This is a genomic window from Zobellella aerophila (assembly GCF_039539325.1).
Taxonomy (GTDB): domain Bacteria; phylum Pseudomonadota; class Gammaproteobacteria; order Enterobacterales; family Aeromonadaceae; genus Oceanimonas; species Oceanimonas aerophila.
In genome coordinates this window covers 1-16,275 of the sequence record NZ_BAABCX010000003.1, presented here as the reverse complement: position 1 = coordinate 16,275, position 16,275 = coordinate 1, and the positions used below count along the sequence as shown (strand labels likewise).

General features: G+C 59.2%; 14 protein-coding genes, 1 tRNA gene and 2 rRNA genes. 4 read left to right on the top strand and 13 right to left on the bottom strand.

Features of this window, described 5'->3' with window-relative positions; translation table 11 throughout:
* The first annotated feature begins 31 nt into the window (after positions 1–31).
* Positions 32–682, top strand: a complete 651-nt coding sequence (locus ABD806_RS11570; protein ID WP_344958099.1) for an SCO family protein — start codon at positions 32–34, stop codon at positions 680–682.
* 40 nt (positions 683–722) lie between these two features.
* Complete coding sequence (locus ABD806_RS11565; RefSeq protein WP_344958874.1) at positions 723–1,808, top strand: cytochrome-c peroxidase; 1,086 nt, start codon at positions 723–725, stop codon at positions 1,806–1,808.
* A 272-nt stretch (positions 1,809–2,080) separates the two neighbouring features.
* Here ABD806_RS11565 and ABD806_RS11560 read toward each other — a convergent pair whose 3' ends face one another.
* The 7 genes from ABD806_RS11560 to ilvG all read right to left on the bottom strand — a co-directional run bounded on the left by ABD806_RS11560 (position 2,081) and on the right by ilvG (position 10,295).
* Positions 2,081–2,965: an NAD(P)-dependent oxidoreductase gene (locus ABD806_RS11560; protein WP_344958097.1), complete on the bottom strand. Its 885-nt coding sequence runs from the start codon at positions 2,963–2,965 to the stop codon at positions 2,081–2,083.
* A 2-nt stretch (positions 2,966–2,967) separates the two neighbouring features.
* A complete protein-coding gene (locus tag ABD806_RS11555; protein ID WP_344958095.1) occupies positions 2,968–3,807 on the bottom strand; it encodes an urea transporter in 840 nt (279 codons plus the stop codon).
* A gap of 173 nt (positions 3,808–3,980) precedes the next feature.
* The gene (gene ilvA, locus ABD806_RS11550) at positions 3,981–5,534 is read right to left on the bottom strand and encodes a threonine ammonia-lyase, biosynthetic (protein ID WP_344958094.1); all 1,554 of its coding nucleotides are present in this window, start codon (positions 5,532–5,534) and stop codon (positions 3,981–3,983) included.
* 1 nt (position 5,535) lies between these two features.
* Complete coding sequence (ilvD, locus tag ABD806_RS11545; protein ID WP_344958092.1) at positions 5,536–7,386, bottom strand: dihydroxy-acid dehydratase; 1,851 nt, start codon at positions 7,384–7,386, stop codon at positions 5,536–5,538.
* Positions 7,387–7,453: 67 nt separating this feature from the next.
* Positions 7,454–8,377, bottom strand: a complete 924-nt coding sequence (locus tag ABD806_RS11540) for a branched-chain amino acid transaminase (protein WP_344958090.1) — start codon at positions 8,375–8,377, stop codon at positions 7,454–7,456.
* Positions 8,378–8,388: 11 nt separating this feature from the next.
* Positions 8,389–8,649 (bottom strand): acetolactate synthase 2 small subunit, encoded by a 261-nt coding sequence (gene ilvM, locus ABD806_RS11535; RefSeq protein ID WP_344958087.1) that lies wholly within the window; start codon positions 8,647–8,649, stop codon positions 8,389–8,391.
* Positions 8,646–10,295, bottom strand: coding sequence for an acetolactate synthase 2 catalytic subunit (ilvG, locus tag ABD806_RS11530; protein WP_344958085.1), 1,650 nt, complete (start codon positions 10,293–10,295; stop codon positions 8,646–8,648). The genes ilvM and ilvG overlap by 4 nt, the downstream gene beginning before the upstream one ends.
* A 378-nt stretch (positions 10,296–10,673) precedes the next feature.
* Between ilvG and ABD806_RS11525 the strand changes: the two genes are divergently transcribed.
* Entirely contained in the window at positions 10,674–12,185 is a 1,512-nt protein-coding gene (locus ABD806_RS11525) for a YifB family Mg chelatase-like AAA ATPase (RefSeq protein ID WP_344958082.1), read from the top strand.
* A 68-nt stretch (positions 12,186–12,253) separates the two neighbouring features.
* Entirely contained in the window at positions 12,254–12,559 is a 306-nt protein-coding gene (locus ABD806_RS11520) for a hypothetical protein (protein WP_344958080.1), read from the top strand.
* A gap of 31 nt (positions 12,560–12,590) precedes the next feature.
* Here ABD806_RS11520 and ABD806_RS11515 read toward each other — a convergent pair whose 3' ends face one another.
* The 6 genes from ABD806_RS11515 to rrf (ABD806_RS11490) form a co-directional block, all read right to left on the bottom strand.
* Positions 12,591–13,193 (bottom strand): thiol:disulfide interchange protein DsbA/DsbL, encoded by a 603-nt coding sequence (locus ABD806_RS11515; protein WP_344958079.1) that lies wholly within the window; start codon positions 13,191–13,193, stop codon positions 12,591–12,593.
* 40 nt (positions 13,194–13,233) lie between these two features.
* Positions 13,234–14,205, bottom strand: a complete 972-nt coding sequence (locus ABD806_RS11510) for a serine/threonine protein kinase (RefSeq protein ID WP_344958078.1) — start codon at positions 14,203–14,205, stop codon at positions 13,234–13,236.
* A 65-nt stretch (positions 14,206–14,270) separates the two neighbouring features.
* Complete coding sequence (gene ccoG / locus ABD806_RS11505) at positions 14,271–15,689, bottom strand: cytochrome c oxidase accessory protein CcoG (RefSeq protein WP_344958076.1); 1,419 nt, start codon at positions 15,687–15,689, stop codon at positions 14,271–14,273.
* Between the two features lie 239 nt (positions 15,690–15,928).
* Positions 15,929–16,043 (bottom strand): 5S ribosomal RNA (gene rrf, locus ABD806_RS11500).
* A gap of 27 nt (positions 16,044–16,070) precedes the next feature.
* Positions 16,071–16,146: transfer RNA gene (locus ABD806_RS11495), tRNA-Thr, on the bottom strand.
* Between the two features lie 10 nt (positions 16,147–16,156).
* Positions 16,157–16,271 (bottom strand): 5S ribosomal RNA (rrf, locus tag ABD806_RS11490).
* Positions 16,272–16,275: the final 4 nt, after the last annotated feature.

Below are 16,275 nucleotides of genomic sequence, written 5' to 3'. Positions count from 1 at the left end.
TGTCGCCCGCTGGCTGTGTGCAGGCCTTGGTATGCTGTTAACGGCCTCCGTGCTGGCGGCGGGTGAGCCAGAGCCCAGGCTCCGGGAACCCAAGCAGGACTTCGCCGCCCCGCCGCCCGGCAGCTATCGGCTGCCGGTTATCCAGCAGGCACCCAAGGGGCCCGTGCTGGACAGCAACGGCAAAGCCGGCGACTTTTCCCGCTACACCCGGGGCCGAGTCACCCTGCTTACCTTTATGTACACCTATTGCGTCGATCCGCTCGGTTGCCCGCTGGCCTTCAAGACCATGATGAGGGTACGGCAACGCTTGCTGGAGCGGCCCGAGCAGGCTCGCAGGGTACGCCTGGTCAGTCTGTCGTTCGATCCTAGCCATGACGATCCGGCGACGATGAAACACTATGCCGGCAAACTGGCCGATCCGGCCAGCCCGGTACGCTGGCATTTCCTGACCACCCGCTCGGTGGCCGAGCTGAAACCCTTGCTGGATGCCCTCGGGCAAGAGGTGACGGTGGAGTTGGATAACAAGGGCAAACCGACGCGGGTGCGGAACCATCTGCTCAAGATGTTTCTGATCGATGGCAAGGGCGGGATCCGGGAAATCTACAGCACCGCCTTCCTGATCCCGGAGGTGCTGCTCAATGACATCGAAACCCTGTTGCTCGAGACCGGGCCGGCTTCCTAAAACGGCCGGGGCGGCATGTTCCTGGATCCTGGCCTTGGCGATGACGGCCTTCGCCGCCCAGCCCCTTATCCCGATCCCGCTCGGCTTGCCCGCCCTACCCGTGCCCGCCGATAATCCGCCCACGGAGGAAAAAATCGCGCTCGGCAAGAAAATGTTTTTCGATCGCCGGCTGTCCCTAAACGGCACCATGTCCTGTGCCATGTGCCATATCCCCACCCAAGGCTTCACCGCCCATGAACTGCGCACCCCGGTCGGCAACGCGGGGGCGACGGTGCGCCGCAACGCCCCGACCCTGCTCAACATAGGCTACCATCCGCTGCTGTTCCACGACGGCCGCGATTCCAGCTTGGAAACCCAGGTCTGGGACCCCTTGCTGGCCACCAACGAGATGGCCAATCCCTCTGTCGGCCACCTGCTCGAGCGGCTGCGCTCACTGCCCGATTATGATGGCCTGTTCGAGACGGCCTTTGCCGGTCAGGGACCTTCGGCCGACCGGGTGGGCCAGGCGCTCGCCAGCTACCAGCGCTCTCTGGTGTCGGGTCATTCCCGCTTCGATCGCTTCCGCTACCGCGGGGAGGAACAGGCACTCGGCGCACTGGAAAAACAGGGGTATCGGATTTTTATCGGTAAGGGTCGGTGTGCCAGCTGCCACCTGATAGGCGAACGTTCGGCGCTGCTTTCTGATTTTGACTTCCACAACACCGGCATCGGCTGGCTGCGCAGCCGCCCGCCAGCCGGTGTCACCGTACAGCTGGCCCCCGGCACTAGGGCAGAACTGACCGCCGGGGATATCCGCCGTATAGGGCAACCGCCGCCCAGCGATCTTGGTCGCTTCGAGGTCAGCCGGGATCCGGCTGACCGATGGGCCTACAAAACCCCCATGCTCAGGAATATCGCACTCACCGCCCCCTATATGCACGATGGCTCGCTTGCCACCCTTGAGCAGGTGATCGCCTTTTATGATCAGGGGGGCCCGGGCGCGCCCGGGCAATCCCCGCTGGTTGGGCCGTTGGGGCTGAACGATGAGGAAAAAGCGGCGCTGGCGGCATTTCTACGGACCTTGACCGGCGCGAGCATTAGCCCGCTCGACGGACACTCAGTCAGCCAGTTTAGGCTAAATAACTGATACAAATACCGCTACATTTGAGACAGCGGTCAGGATCCGATAAGTAGGCCCTCCGCGCCAGGGCCGGAAAGTGCTCCTGCCGTTCCGACATTTCCGCCATCCCTGGCGGTCAGTGGCGCGGCAGAGCCCCCAGGGGGCAGCTTGCTGCCTGCACCAAGCTTTATGGCTGACCGAACATCCAGTGAATGTTCGCAGTAGCCCTAAAACGCAGGTGGCCTTAACCTACGGTGTTGCGGCATTCGGCCTGTCCTCTGTAGTACAATTGAAATCAGTTATTTAGCTGCGCTTCCGTCTTTATAGAGCTTGATCAGGGTTGCCGGATCCCGCTCCAGGAAACCCTTACTGCCGTGCTGGCGCATCAGCTGGGCGGCCAGTCCCGACATGGGGGTGGCGCTGCCGGCGCGCTGGCTCTGGACCACCGCCATATCCAGATCCTTGAGCAGGGTGCGCACATGCCATTTCGGCTCAGGATCCGACTCGGCGGCCATCAGCGGACCGGTCAGCTGCATCGGCTTGGAATCGGCAAAGCCGCCGGCCAGCGCAAAGGGGATCTTTTCCGCATCCACGCCACAGGCCTTGGCCAGGGCCATCATCTCCGCCAGCACCATCAGGTTGCAGCCGACGATCATCTGGTTACAGACCTTGGTCACCTGACCAGACCCAACTGGACCCATATGGGTGACGCGCTGGGACAACGGCGCCAATACCGGCTGGATGCGTTCGATATCCGCCGCCTCACCGCCGCACATGATCGCCAGGCTGCCTTGCTCGGCTCCGGCCACTCCGCCGGACACCGGCGAATCGACCCAGCCCATACCGCAGGCGGCCTGCAGACGGGCGGCGAAATCTCGGGTCGCTTCCGGATCCGTACTGGAGAAATCCACCAGCAGCTGACCGAGCCGGCCATGGGCCGCCGCCCCGTCTTTACCGAACACCAGCTGCTCCACCACCTGGGTATTGGCCAGGCACAGCAATACCAGATCCACCCCGGCCACCAGCTCGGCGATGCTTGCCTCCTCGGTGGCACCCGCCGCCTTCACCACCGCCAGCTTGTCCGGACTGCGGTTCCACACCCGAACTTCAAAACCCGCCGCCAGCAGACGTAGCACCATGGGTTGACCCATCAGGCCGATACCAATAAATCCCAGTTTCATCATCTCTATATCCTTATCTTTGGAGGTGTGGGCTGACACCTATTTCCAGCCAGCCACTGGGCCAGCAGGCAAAGCCAGCAACTCAACACGAAGGGCATAGTCAGCATCGGCAGGCCCAGCTTGAGCATGACGGCTGTCATCCCCCCGGCCAGCAGGGCGGCGGCCAAGCTCCAGCCGAACTTCAATCGCTGCCAGAACATGGCGATCGCCGCCAGCACCCCGTTATAGCCGGTCAATCCAAAGTTCATATAATCCGGGTTGACCAGCAGCCCCAATGCCAACAGGCTGGCAAGCAATCCGCCCGCCAGCGCCCAACCCAGCATACCGATACCCGCCATCAGCAAGGCAATACAAATCAGTACCGCCGGCAGGGTATCGGGCAGAAACACCACCTGGCCCACCGCCGACAAGGCAAACTGATAGCCATCCGGAACTTCATCGGCCAGACGCTGCCCGCTCCAGTACAGCCAAGGCAGGATCAACAGGTTGAAGGGCAGTGTATACCAGGGAATATTTCCAAGCTTGCGTAATAAAAAATATACCAAGCAAGAAACACAACCCAGTACCACGGCGACCAAAGGTACCCAGGGATTATCGGGCGCGAACAGGGCCAGGGCCAGCCCCACCAGGGCGGCATTAAAGCCATAGACCCCCTCCGCCTGCAGCTGTGCATCGAACCTGAGCCAGTGGGCGGTCAGGGTTGCACCGGCCGTGGCCAGCAGCATGACCAGCGCCATGTAGGGGGAGACCCAGGCCACTGCCAGGGTGATCAACAAACCGGGAAGGGGGCGGTTGATAAAGTAGATCTGGCCGATCCCAGCCAGTACAGCAGACAACAGACCCATCTATAGGGACCCCTGAAAGCAATGAAGAAGCGCTCAGGATTAGAGCAGGATAATGGGGCTTTATCAATACATTGTTGTGCACAATCTTGCTGGCGGAGGTGCGGAGGTGTGGCTGACAGAACTGTCCAGCCCACCCCTTTCACCACCAGGCCGGAGACGCCTGTGGGCAACGCTTAATTCGCCAGGAAGAACCGATAGGCGGGATCCCGGGTTTCATCGTGCCAGACGTAGCCCAGTTCGGCCAGGTGCTGCTCGAAGGAAGCCAGATCCGCATCGGGAAGCTCGAAGGCGCAGAGCACGCGGCCATATTCGGCACCATGGTTGCGGTAGTGGAACAGGCTGATGTTCCAGTGGGTACCCAGGGTGCGCAAAAAGCGCATCAGGGCACCCGGCTGCTCCGGAAACTTGAAACTGTACAGTCGCTCCTGCAACGGCTTGGGCGGACGCCCGCCGACCATATAGCGCACATGGGACTTGGCCAGATCGTTGTCGGTCATGTTGGCCACCGGATAACCGGCCTGTTCCAGCTCCATCATGATCTGCGCCAGCTCCCGGTCACCCTCGCTGAGCCGGACCGACACCAGCAGGGCCGCCTTGTCTTCGGCGGAGTAGCGATAATTGAACTCGGTGACCATACGGTTGCCGAGTACCTCGCAAAACGCCAGGAAGGCCCCCTTGCATTCGGGAATGGTCACCGCCAGCAGCCCCTCCCGCTTTTCACCCAGCTCACAACGCTCGGACACATAGCGCAGGGCATGGAAGTTGACGTTGGCACCGCTGAGAATGGCCGCCATGCGGGCATGGCCGTAATCACCGGCCTGGCTGTATTTTTTCAGGCCGGCGAGCGACAAGGCGCCGGAAGGCTCGGCAATGGCCCGGGTATCCTCGAAGATATCCTTGAGCGCGGCACAGATCTCGTCGGAACTGACGGTGATCACCCCATCGAGATACTGCTGGCACAGGCGGAAGGTTTCACTGCCGATACGCTTGACCGCCACCCCGTCGGCAAACAGGCTGACCCGCTCCAGGGTGACCGGCTCGTGGGCATTGAGCGCCGCCTTCAGGCAGGCGGAGCCCTCGGCCTCGACGCCGATCACCTTGACCTGGGGTAACAGCTGCTTGATATAGACCGCCACCCCGGCGGCCAGGCCGCCGCCGCCCACCGGCACAAACACATGGGTCAGGTGGGTGTCCTGCTCCAGCAGCTCCCGGCCTACAGTGCCCTGGCCGGCGATCACGTCTTCGTCATCGAACGGCGGGATCAGGGTCAGCCCCTGGGCCGCGGCCAGCTCGCAACAGCGGCCATAGGCTTCGTCGAAGTTGTTGCCGAACAGCACCACCTTGCCGCCGAAACGGCGCACCGACTCCACCTTGATATCCGGGGTGGTGGTCGGCATCACTATGGTGGCATCAATGCCCAGCTTGGAGGCGGACAAGGCCACCCCCTGGGCATGGTTGCCGGCGGAGGCGGCGATCACCCCGGCCTGCTGCTGTTCCCGGCTCAGCTGGGCAATCTTGTTATAGGCGCCCCTGAGCTTGAAGGAATGCACCGGCTGCATATCTTCCCGTTTCAGGGACACAGGGTGCCCCAAACGCTCGGAGAGTTTCTTCAGCGGCGACAAGGGGGTCACCCGGGCCGCCTCGTAAACCGGAGACAGCAGGATCTTGCGTAAATACTCGGCCGCCGAGCGGGGTTTTGCGCTGTCCTTGGGTGCCGAATGCGCCATGTTAGCCTCCCAGCTTGCTGAGATCGCGTACCGCACCCTTGTCGGCACTGGTCGCCAGTGAGGCGTAGGCGCGCAGGGCGAAAGACACTTCCCGTTCTCGATCAAGCGGACGCCAGGCCTGCTCGCCCTTGGCTTCCATCGCCTCGCGACGTGCCGCCAGCTCGGCTACCGGCACGTCCAGTTCGATTTTGCGGGTCGGGATATCGATGTTGATCATATCGCCGTTCTGCACCAGGCCTATGGTGCCGCCGGAGGCGGCTTCCGGCGACACGTGGCCGATCGACAGGCCCGAGGTACCGCCGGAGAAACGGCCATCGGTGATCAGCGCGCATTTGGTGCCCAGGCCCATGGACTTGAGGTAGGTGGTGGGATAGAGCATTTCCTGCATGCCCGGACCCCCTTTGGGGCCTTCGTAACGGATCACCACCACCTCGCCGGCCTGCACTTCGCCGCCGAGGATGCCGGCCACCGCGGTATCCTGGCTTTCATAGATGCGCGCTGGGCCACGGAAGGTCAGGTTGTCGTCGGAGACACCGGCGGTCTTGACGATGCAACCGTCCACCGCCAGGTTACCGGCCAGCACCGCCAGACCGCCTTCCAGGCTGTAGGCGTTGTCGATGCTGCGGATGCAGCCTTCGGTGCGGTCGTCGTCCAGGGTCGGCCAGCGACAATCCTGGCTGAACGCCTTGGTGGTACGGATACCGGCGGGGCCGGCGCGGAACATGGTCTTCACCGCCTCATCGCCGGTCACCATCACATCATACTGGGCCAGCTGATCGGCCAGGGTCATGCCCAGTACGGTGGCCACGTCGGTGTGCAGCAGGCCGGCACGGGCCAGCTCGCCGAGGATGCCCATCACGCCACCGGCGCGATGCACGTCTTCCATATGGTACTTCTGGGTGGACGGCGCCACCTTGCACAGCTGGGGCACCTTGCGCGACAGGGCGTCAATGTCGGTCATGGTGAAATCGACCCCCGCCTCATGGGCGGCGGCCAACAGGTGCAGCACCGTATTGGTGGAGCCACCCATGGCGATATCCAGCACCATGGCGTTTTCAAAGGCCGCCTTGGTGGCGATATTGCGCGGCAGCACAGAACCGTCTTCCTGCTCGTAATAGCGTTTGGTCAACTCGACGATACGGTGGCCGGCAGACTTGAACAGCTGTTCCCGGTCGGCATGGGTGGCCAGCAGCGAGCCGTTGCCGGGCTGGGACAGACCCAGGGCTTCGGTCAGGCAGTTCATCGAGTTGGCGGTGAACATGCCGGAGCAGGAACCGCAGGTCGGGCAGGCGCTGCGTTCGATCTGCTCGCTCTGGGCGTCGGATACGGTGGGATCGGCACCCTGGATCATGGCATCCACCAGATCCAGTTTGATGATTTGATCGGACAGCTTGGTCTTGCCCGCCTCCATGGGTCCGCCGGAGACGAAGATCACCGGGATATTGACCCGCAGCGCGGCCATCAGCATGCCCGGGGTGATCTTGTCGCAGTTGGAGATACACACCATGGCATCGGCACAGTGGGCATTGACCATGTATTCGACCGAATCGGCGATCAGATCCCGGCTGGGCAGGCTGTAGAGCATACCGCCGTGGCCCATGGCGATGCCGTCATCCACGGCGATGGTATTGAATTCCTTGGCTACCCCGCCGGCGGCCTCGATTTCCCGCGCCACCAGCTGGCCCATGTCCTTAAGGTGCACATGGCCCGGCACGAACTGGGTGAAGGAGTTGACCACCGCGATGATCGGCTTGCCGAAGTCTTCTTCGGTCATACCGGTGGCACGCCAGAGGGCGCGGGCGCCGGCCATGTTGCGGCCGTGGGTGGTGGTGGCTGAACGATACCTTGGCATTCTTTAACTCCTGAAAAAACAACTGAGGAAAACAGGGGCGCGCTGCGCCCCTCTCTCTATCTGATAATCAATCTTTTACCGGGGTCAACCAACCCCATTGGTCGGCGGTGGTGCCGTCAAACAACCCGAAGAAGGCCTTCTGCAACTGGGCGGTGATGGGTCCGCGCTTGCCTTCGCCCAGTTCGATGCCATCCACGCTGCGCACCGGGGTCACTTCGGCGGCGGTGCCGGTCATAAACATTTCGTCGGCCAGATACAGGGCCTCGCGGGAGATGGCTTCCTCCCGCACCTGGTAACCGGCATCGCGGGCCAGGGTCATTAGGGTATCGCGGGTGATACCGGGCAGGATACAGGCGGTCACCGGCGGGGTATAGAGCACGCCGTTCTTGATCAGGAACAGGTTTTCGCCGGCCCCCTCGCTCAGATGGCCGTGCACGTCCAGGGAAATCCCCTCGGCGTAGCCGTGACGCTTGGCCTCACCGGAAATCAGCTGGGAAGACAGATAGTTGCCGCCGGCCTTGGCACCGGTGGGCATGGTGTTTGGCGCCAGCCGGTTCCAGGAGGTCACGCACACATCCACGCCCTGCTCCAGACCCTCTTCTCCCAGATAAGCACCCCAGGGAATGGCGCCGACAATCACCTCGCAGGGCACGTCCTTCGGTGCATTCAGGCCCAGGCCGACATTGCCGATAAACGCCAGCGGACGCAGGTAGGCGCTGTCCAGATCGTTCTTGCTGACCGCATGACGGCAGGCGTCCATCAGCTCGGTCTTGGTATAGGGGATGTTCATCCGGTAGATCTTGGCGGAATCAAACAATCGCTGCACATGTTCTTCGAGGCGAAAAACCATCGAACCCTGGGGGGTCTTGTAGGCGCGGATGCCTTCAAACACGGAAGAACCATAGTGCAGGGCATGGGTCATAACGTGCACCTGGGCATTTTCCCAGGGCACCATTTCACCGTTGAACCAGATATATTTCGCGGTAGACATTTATTGTTTCCTCAAGCCGTTTTTTTGAGCCGTTGTTCCAGCAACTGCGCTTCCACACGGGTGACATCCATCAGCTTTTCGAGCTGGCGACTCAGCAGCTGAATGGGTCTCTCACTGCTGACAGTAACCCGAATGTTCAACTTTTGACAATCAACCGAGGTAGACATTTCCATATCATCGACCCGGAAGCCCCGGTGGCGGGTTAGCCTCAATACCCGCTCGAGCACTTCCGGGCGAAACTGGGTCTCTATCTGCAGGTTGTGCTGGTTCATGCTTGATCCTCCATCATCTGATCGTTGGCGACGCCCGGCGGCACCAAGGGCCAGACGTTGTCTTCCGCTGAAATGCGAACATGTAGTAAATAAGCGGTATCGGCCGCCAGCATACGCTGGATGGCAGGCGCCACCTCGGCCTTGCGGGTAATGGTTTCCCCGGGAATATTGAAGGCAGCGGCCAGGGCCACGAAGTCCGGGTTGTCGGTCAGTATGGTTTCGCTGTAACGGCCATCGAAAAACAGCTCCTGCCACTGACGCACCATGCCCAGGCGCTGGTTGTCGAGCAACACCATCTTCACCGGCAGCTGGGCGCGCTTGAGGGTGCCCAACTCCTGTACATTCATCATAAAAGAGCCGTCACCGGACACCAGCACCGACTCGTCCCCGGGCCGGGCCAGCTTGGCACCGATCGCCGCCGGCAGGCCGAAGCCCATGGTGCCCAGGCCAGAGCTGCTCAGGTGGTTACGGGGGCTGGTAAAGCGCATGTGCTGGGCCACCCACATCTGGTGCTGGCCCACGTCGCAGCTGACCATGGCGCCGTCATCCAGTGCCTCGCTCAGTTGCTTGAGCATCAGCGGTGCGAAGATGTTGTCGCCCGGGTGATCGTAACGCCAGGGATGCTGGGCCTTTAACGCCAGACAGCGCTGCCGCCAGTCGTCGATCTGTAATTCACCCAGGGTCAGGGCGGGCAGCACCGCCTTCAGCTCGGACGCTATACCCACCTGGGCATGGCGCACCTTGCCGAATTCGGCGGCGTCTTTATCCAGATGGATGACTTTAGCATTAACCGCAAAGGCATCCAGCTTGCCGGTCACCCGATCGTCAAAACGGGCGCCGACCACCAACAGCAGATCACACTGCTGTACTGCCAAATTTGCGGCTTTTGTTCCATGCATACCCAGCATGCCCAAAAACAGTTCATCGTCCGGTTCCAGCGTGCCTATACCCTTGAGGGTGGTCACCGACGGGATCTGGCTGGCGGCGGCAAAAGCACGTAATTCTGCTTCTGCCGACGCCATGCCGACACCGCCCCCCACATAGAGAATCGGTTTTTCGGCGGCGGCCAGCAATGCCCTGGCGGCCGCTATGCCCACCTCATCGAGGGGTTCGGGTTCGACGCTGCTGGTGCCTAGCGGCTTGGGCTCAACCAGCGCTACCTGGACATTCTTGGGCACATCGATAAGCACCGGGCCGGGCCGACCGGAGCTGGCCACCTCGAAGGCTTCGGCGATGATGGCACCAAGGTCTTCCGCTCTTTCAACGAGATAGGAATGTTTGGTACAGGACAGGGACATGCCCAATACATCCACTTCCTGGAAGGCATCCGTGCCGATGGCCGCCATCGGCACCTGGCCGGTGATGGCCACCACCGGAATGGAGTCCAGCATGGCATCCGCCAGACCGGTGATCAGGTTGGTAGCGCCCGGGCCGGACGTGGCCATACAGACACCCACCTGACCACTGGCTCTGGCATAGCCGACGGCACCCAGGGCCGCAGCCTGCTCGTGCCGACACAGCAGGTGCTCGACGCCACCATCGTACAGGGCATCATACAGCGGCATGATGGCTCCTCCCGGGTAACCGAAGATCTGGGTTACCCCTTGTTGTTTTAATGCCTGAACAATGTATTGAGCGCCATTCATTTGCGTTGTTGTCCTGTCACTTGCCTGAAAATATGCTTAAAAAAAAACCCCCGAGCGGTTTGCTCGGGGGTTTTGTTGTCGTCTGTCGGCGTTGTTACCTTTCGTCAGACCACGGTGCCCCGAGCGGTGATTTAATAATCACCACTAGGACCACGATAATGTTGACGAAACGAGCGAACAAATTCATATACCGACCATAATAAATGAGATCGCCGGCTAAACCGGCTGCAACTGGCCTATAGAACTAGCACGGGCGGCCGGATGAAACAAGATTTTTATCCGGGAAAGGAAATAAAAAGTCCAGATTCAACCCCGATCCAACCAGTATGAAATACCAGCAAAACTATCTTTATCAGAATAAAAAATAAGGGTACAGGGATGTCACTAGCCGTTGTTTTTGCCCGGGCCAGCCTGGGGATCACCGCTCCATTGGTCACGGTTGAAGCCCATCTGGCCAATGGCCTGCCGGCATTCAACATCGTCGGACTGCCGGAGATCACGGTCAAGGAAGCCAGGGACAGGGTACGCAGTGCCCTGCTCAATGCCGGATTTGAATTTCCAGCCAAGCGGATCACGGTCAACCTTGCTCCCGCCGATCTGCCCAAGGAGGGCGGACGCTTCGATCTGCCCATCGCCATCGCCATCCTCGCCGCTTCCGGGCAGATCCCGGCTCAGTCACTGGAGCGGCTGGAATTCCTGGGGGAGCTGGCGCTCACCGGTGAACTGAGATCGATCAAAGGTGCCCTACCGGCCGTGCTGGCGGCCAGGGAAACCGGCCGGCAACTGATATTGCCTGCCAGTAATGAAGCCGAAGCCGGCCTGATCCATCCCACCCCCGCCAAGATAGCTCCCCACCTGCTGGCCATCACCGCCTGGCTGCACCGGCAGGGAGAGCTGGCCGCACCGGCTCCGACAGAACACCACCAACAACAGCAAGACGGTTGCCTCAGTGAGGTGATCGGCCAGGAGAGCGGCAAACGGGCCCTGGAAATTACCGCAGCGGGCGAACATAACCTCTTGCTGCTGGGACCACCGGGCACGGGAAAAAGCATGCTGGCCAGCCGCCTGCCCGGCTTGTTGCCGCCCATGTCGGAGCGGGAGGCGCTGGAGGCGGCGGCGATTCGTTCCATCAGTGGCCAGGGGCTGGACCCCCATGACTGGCGGCGGCGGGCCTTTCGCCAACCTCATCATTCCGCTTCCGCCGTTGCCCTGGTAGGCGGTGGCAGCTACCCCAGGCCAGGAGAAATTTCCCTGGCCCATAACGGAGTGCTGTTTCTCGACGAAATGACCGAGTTCGAACGACGAGTGCTGGATGCCCTGAGGGAACCACTTGAAACAGGCTCTGTGTCCATTTCCAGGGCGGCCCACAGGGTCACCTTTCCCGCCCATTTCCAGCTGATCGGCGCCATGAATCCCAGCCCCTGCGGCCACTATGGTGATGGCATGAGCCGCAGCTCTCCCGAGCAGATCCTGCGTTATCTGGGCAAGGTATCCGGGCCTTTCCTGGACAGATTCGACCTGTCGGTTGAAATTCCCCTGCTGCCTCCCGGAGCCCTCAGTCGCCCCAGGCCCAAAGCCGAAAGTACGGCAACGATCAGGGAAAGGGTACTGGCGGCCCGGGCGAGACAGCTGGCCAGGGCCGGCAAAACCAATGGCCGCCTGAACTCGTCCGAACTGGACAGGCTCTGCCCGCTCAAGGCCGATGACGCTGCCTTCCTCGAGCTGGCCCTGAACAGCATGAAGTTATCCATACGGGCCTGGCACAAGCTGATCCGGGTCGCCCGCACCATCGCCGACCTGGAGGGAACGCAAGAGATAGCCAGGGCTCACCTGATCGAAGCCCTCGGCTACAGGGCCATGGACAGGCTATTGCGACAGCTGCGGGGCTAAACAATAACAAGACTGAGGCTTTAACTGCTGCTATAAATAGGATGGGCTGGCGGCAAAAGGAAGTGTTGATGAAAAGTGCAAAAGAGTTTGCCAACTGGCTGGCGGGGCAGCTGAAAGATGTAAAATCCGGTGTCTACCTAACCAGAAGCGATATTGGCACCTTGTCGGGGCGGCAACGCTTCACACCGGATTTTATCCGTGACATCCATTATGAACTGGCCCTCTACGGCATGGGTTTTGTCGGCGATCTCCACCGGGAAAAATACTATCTGTTTCACCTGCCCACGGAACAATGGATCATACATGGTGAAGGCTCTCAAGAAACGAAAGCCAGCAATGTACACGCCATTACCGATAAAAAAACCAAATGTTGATAGGGGGCCGGCCAGGGCCCCTCGATATCCTTTATTCCATGCTGAGTAAATGTTCAACGATGCGGTAAAAACGCTCTTCTGAACCGATCTCACCCATATTAAGCTCATATTTCCCATTAACGACTATGGTCGGCGTTCCCCTGACATTGAAGGCCTCGGTTGTCCTGTCATACTGAGCCACCATGCCATTCAGGGCGAAACTGTTGATGACACCGTCGAAGGTTCTTGCCTCCACCCCGTTGGCGACAAATATCGCCTTCACATCATCCATGGATTGGGGCATCTTCTTGTGCCGATGGATCTGCTCGAAAATAACCGGGGTCATCTTGTCTTCGACTTCCAGCAAGCGGGCCGCTGCATAGGCCTTCTGCAATACCGGTCCCATGTCACGGCCCAAAAAGCTTACCGGTACCTTTTTGATATCAGCGTCTGGTACCCGCTCCGCCAAGCCGTTAACCAGGGGCTCGAAGCTGTAGCAATGGGGGCAGACATAAGAGAAAAATTCTATGACCTCAGGTGTACTGGTCGCCGTCTCTTTAACGACGGTGTATTCAACGCCTTCCTTGAACTCAGTTGCAGCCATCGCCAGGGGTGTGAGCATAAAAACAAACAGCGAAAACAGTATATTTTTCATAGTGGATCCCATTCATTAAAGGCGTCTTCAAATTAAGCAATCAATTCCAGGACGTCAAGGACAAAGGCGGAGCATCGAGGGCTGTCAGCTGATCGCTGAGTATTCGGGTCTGCTGCAACCAATAATCATCGGTATTGAACCAGGGAAAGTTGGCCGGGAACGCCGGATCCTGCCAGCGAGCCGCCAGCCAGGCCATATGGTGCACCATGCGCATGGCCCGAAGCGGCTCGATCAGCGCCAATTCAGCCTGGGAGAAATTCCGTACCGTTTCATAGCCCGCCAGTATGGTATCCAGTTGCACCAACTGCTCCTGACGGGAACCGCTGAGCATCATCCAGATATCCTGTACCGCCGGTCCGCTGCGGCAATCATCAAAGTCCACCAACAGGGGGCCGTCCCGCCATAAAATATTGCCCACATGGCAGTCGCAATGCAGGGTAAGCTCATGCCGGGGACGATACAATGGCTCGGCCTTGGTAATCAGCCTTTCCAAGACACCGAAAAATTCCCTGGCAGTGCTGCCGGCCTTGATCTGTGCCTTTTGCTTCAGCATGTCATAGGATTGATGCAGATAGTCGGCGGTGGTAAGTCTCGGCCTGTGCCGTAAGGGAAAAGCGCCTCCTACCTGATGCAAACGCCCCAGTTGCTCGCCCAGTGCCTCCAACTGCTCCAGGTTATCGGCTTCGAATTGTCGGCCGCCCACGCTTTGCCAAAGGGCAAACAGCCGTCCCTGATACTCGAACAGGGTTTCTCCCTGCAGGCTCATCGGCGCCGCCACCCGGACACCGGCCTGAGACAGGGCCGTTAGAAAGCCATGTTCTTCCTGTATTTGTTCCTTGCACCAGCGCTCGGGGCGGTAAAACTTCACTACCAGGGCACCCAACTCATCGTTTTTAAAACGATAGACCCGGTTCTCATAGCTGTTGAGCGCCAACAGGCCGGAGTCCAGATAGATGTCCATGCTGCCGAGGGCATCGGCAATAAAATCCGGCGTCAGCTGGGTATATTCCATAAAAAATCCTACAAATCACGGGAAGGCAGCCATGGAGGTTATCACCCCCATGGCCTAAACGCTTGTTAGCGTGAACTGAAAAACTTGCTGGGACTCCGGCTCGCCGCCATCCGTTCGTCCGGGCGGACGCCCTCGCGAGTCACCACAAACTCCAGATCCCGTACCGGGCTGGCCAGGTTATAAGGGTCTATCGAGAGGCTGATGGGAAGTGTATAGACCTCACCCCCCTGGACGATAACCTCGGTAGGGCCTATCCACTCAACCTCGTCCAGCCCTTCCACATGCAGCTGATAGGTTTCCGCCGCCAGGGTCTTATTGATGATTTTAAGGGTGTAGGTATTTTCGATCAGGCCCTCGGCTGTTTCGCGATACAGTTGGTTGCGATCGCGGATCACTTCCAGCCCCATGGGCATGATGCTGGCGGCCATATATACGAAGGCCGCCAGCATCACCACCATCACTAAACCGTAGCCAATCAGCTTGGGCCTGGCCACATGAGTTTGATCATGCTGCAGCTTGTGCTCCGTGGTATAGCTAATAAGCCCCTTTGGATAGCCCATGCGATCCATGGTTTGATCACAGGCATCGACACAAGCGCCGCAGTTGATGCACTCGTACTGCAGACCATCACGGATATCAATACCGGCCGGGCAGACCTGTACACACATATCACAGTCGATACAATCACCCAGGCCCAGCTCCCTGGGGTCCTTCTTACGAGGTCTGGGGCCACGGGCCTCGCCCCGTTTCGCATCGTAGCTGACGGTATAGGTGTCTTTGTCGAACATGGCCGACTGGAAACGGGAATAGGGGCAGATATGGGTACACATAATGGTACGCATCCAGCCTGCGTTGCCATAAGTACAGAAGGCGAAAAAGACCACCCAGAAGGCAGACCAGAAGCCGGCGGAGAAGGTAAGCAAACCGAGGCCCAGCTCTTGTACCGGCACAAAATAGGCGATAAAGGTGAAACCGGTGAACAGGGAAACCAATAGCCAGCTCAGATGTTTGCCGGTTTTACGCCATACTTTATTGAGGTTCCAAGGGGACTTGTCCAACACTTTACGTTTATTGGCACTGCCCTCGAATTTCTCTTCTAACCAAATAAATAAAAAGGTCCATACGGTTTGCGGGCACAGGTAACCGCACCACACCCTGCCTAGAAACGTGGTGATAAAAAACAGGGCAAAGGCCGCCACCACAAACAACAAGGCCAACAGGGTAAAATCCTGAGGCCAGATGGTGGTACCAAAAATATGGAACCGCTGCTCAACCACATCCAGTAAAACAGCCTGACGGCTATCCCAGGTCAGCCAGGGTCCTACCAGGAACAGCAACATAAAAAACCAACCCATCTGTTTACGCAGACGCTGCCACCGGCCTTGCTGGGCTCGGACATAGATATGGCCATTGTCTACCGGCCTGTGGGAACGCACAGCTCCTGTGACATCTTTGATGTCAATCTGGTTATTTTTGTCGTTCATCTTGCTCACATGGTTAGTTGGACTTTGCTGCAGCCAATCGCCAGGAAAACTGGTAACCTTTTGTTAACTTGCAGATAAAATGCCTGTTATGCCACATTTTGCGGTAAATACAGATAAAAAAAGGTGATCATCTTCACCTTTTAATAGCATGATCACTTAATAAATATATGGATATAGATGTCTGAGGTTGAATGCAAAAACGAAAAAGCCCCGCTTGCGAGCGGGGCTTGGTGATAGGTGTTTGACTGTGACCTACTTTCACATGGCAGCTGCCACACTATCATCGGCGCGGGTGCGTTTCACTTCTGAGTTCGGCATGGGATCAGGTGGGACCACAACGCTATGGCAGTCAAACAAAACTTACTATATCTAATTTTAATATGGTGCTGATACCCGGATTTGAACTGGGGACCTCACCCTTACCAAGGGTGCGCTCTACCGACTGAGCTATATCAGCAGAATTGGGTGCCTGGCAGTGACCTACTTTCACATGGCAGCTGCCACACTATCATCGGCGCGGGTGCGTTTCACTTCTGAGTTCGGCATGGAGTCAGGTGGGACCACAACGCTATCGCCGCCAGGCATA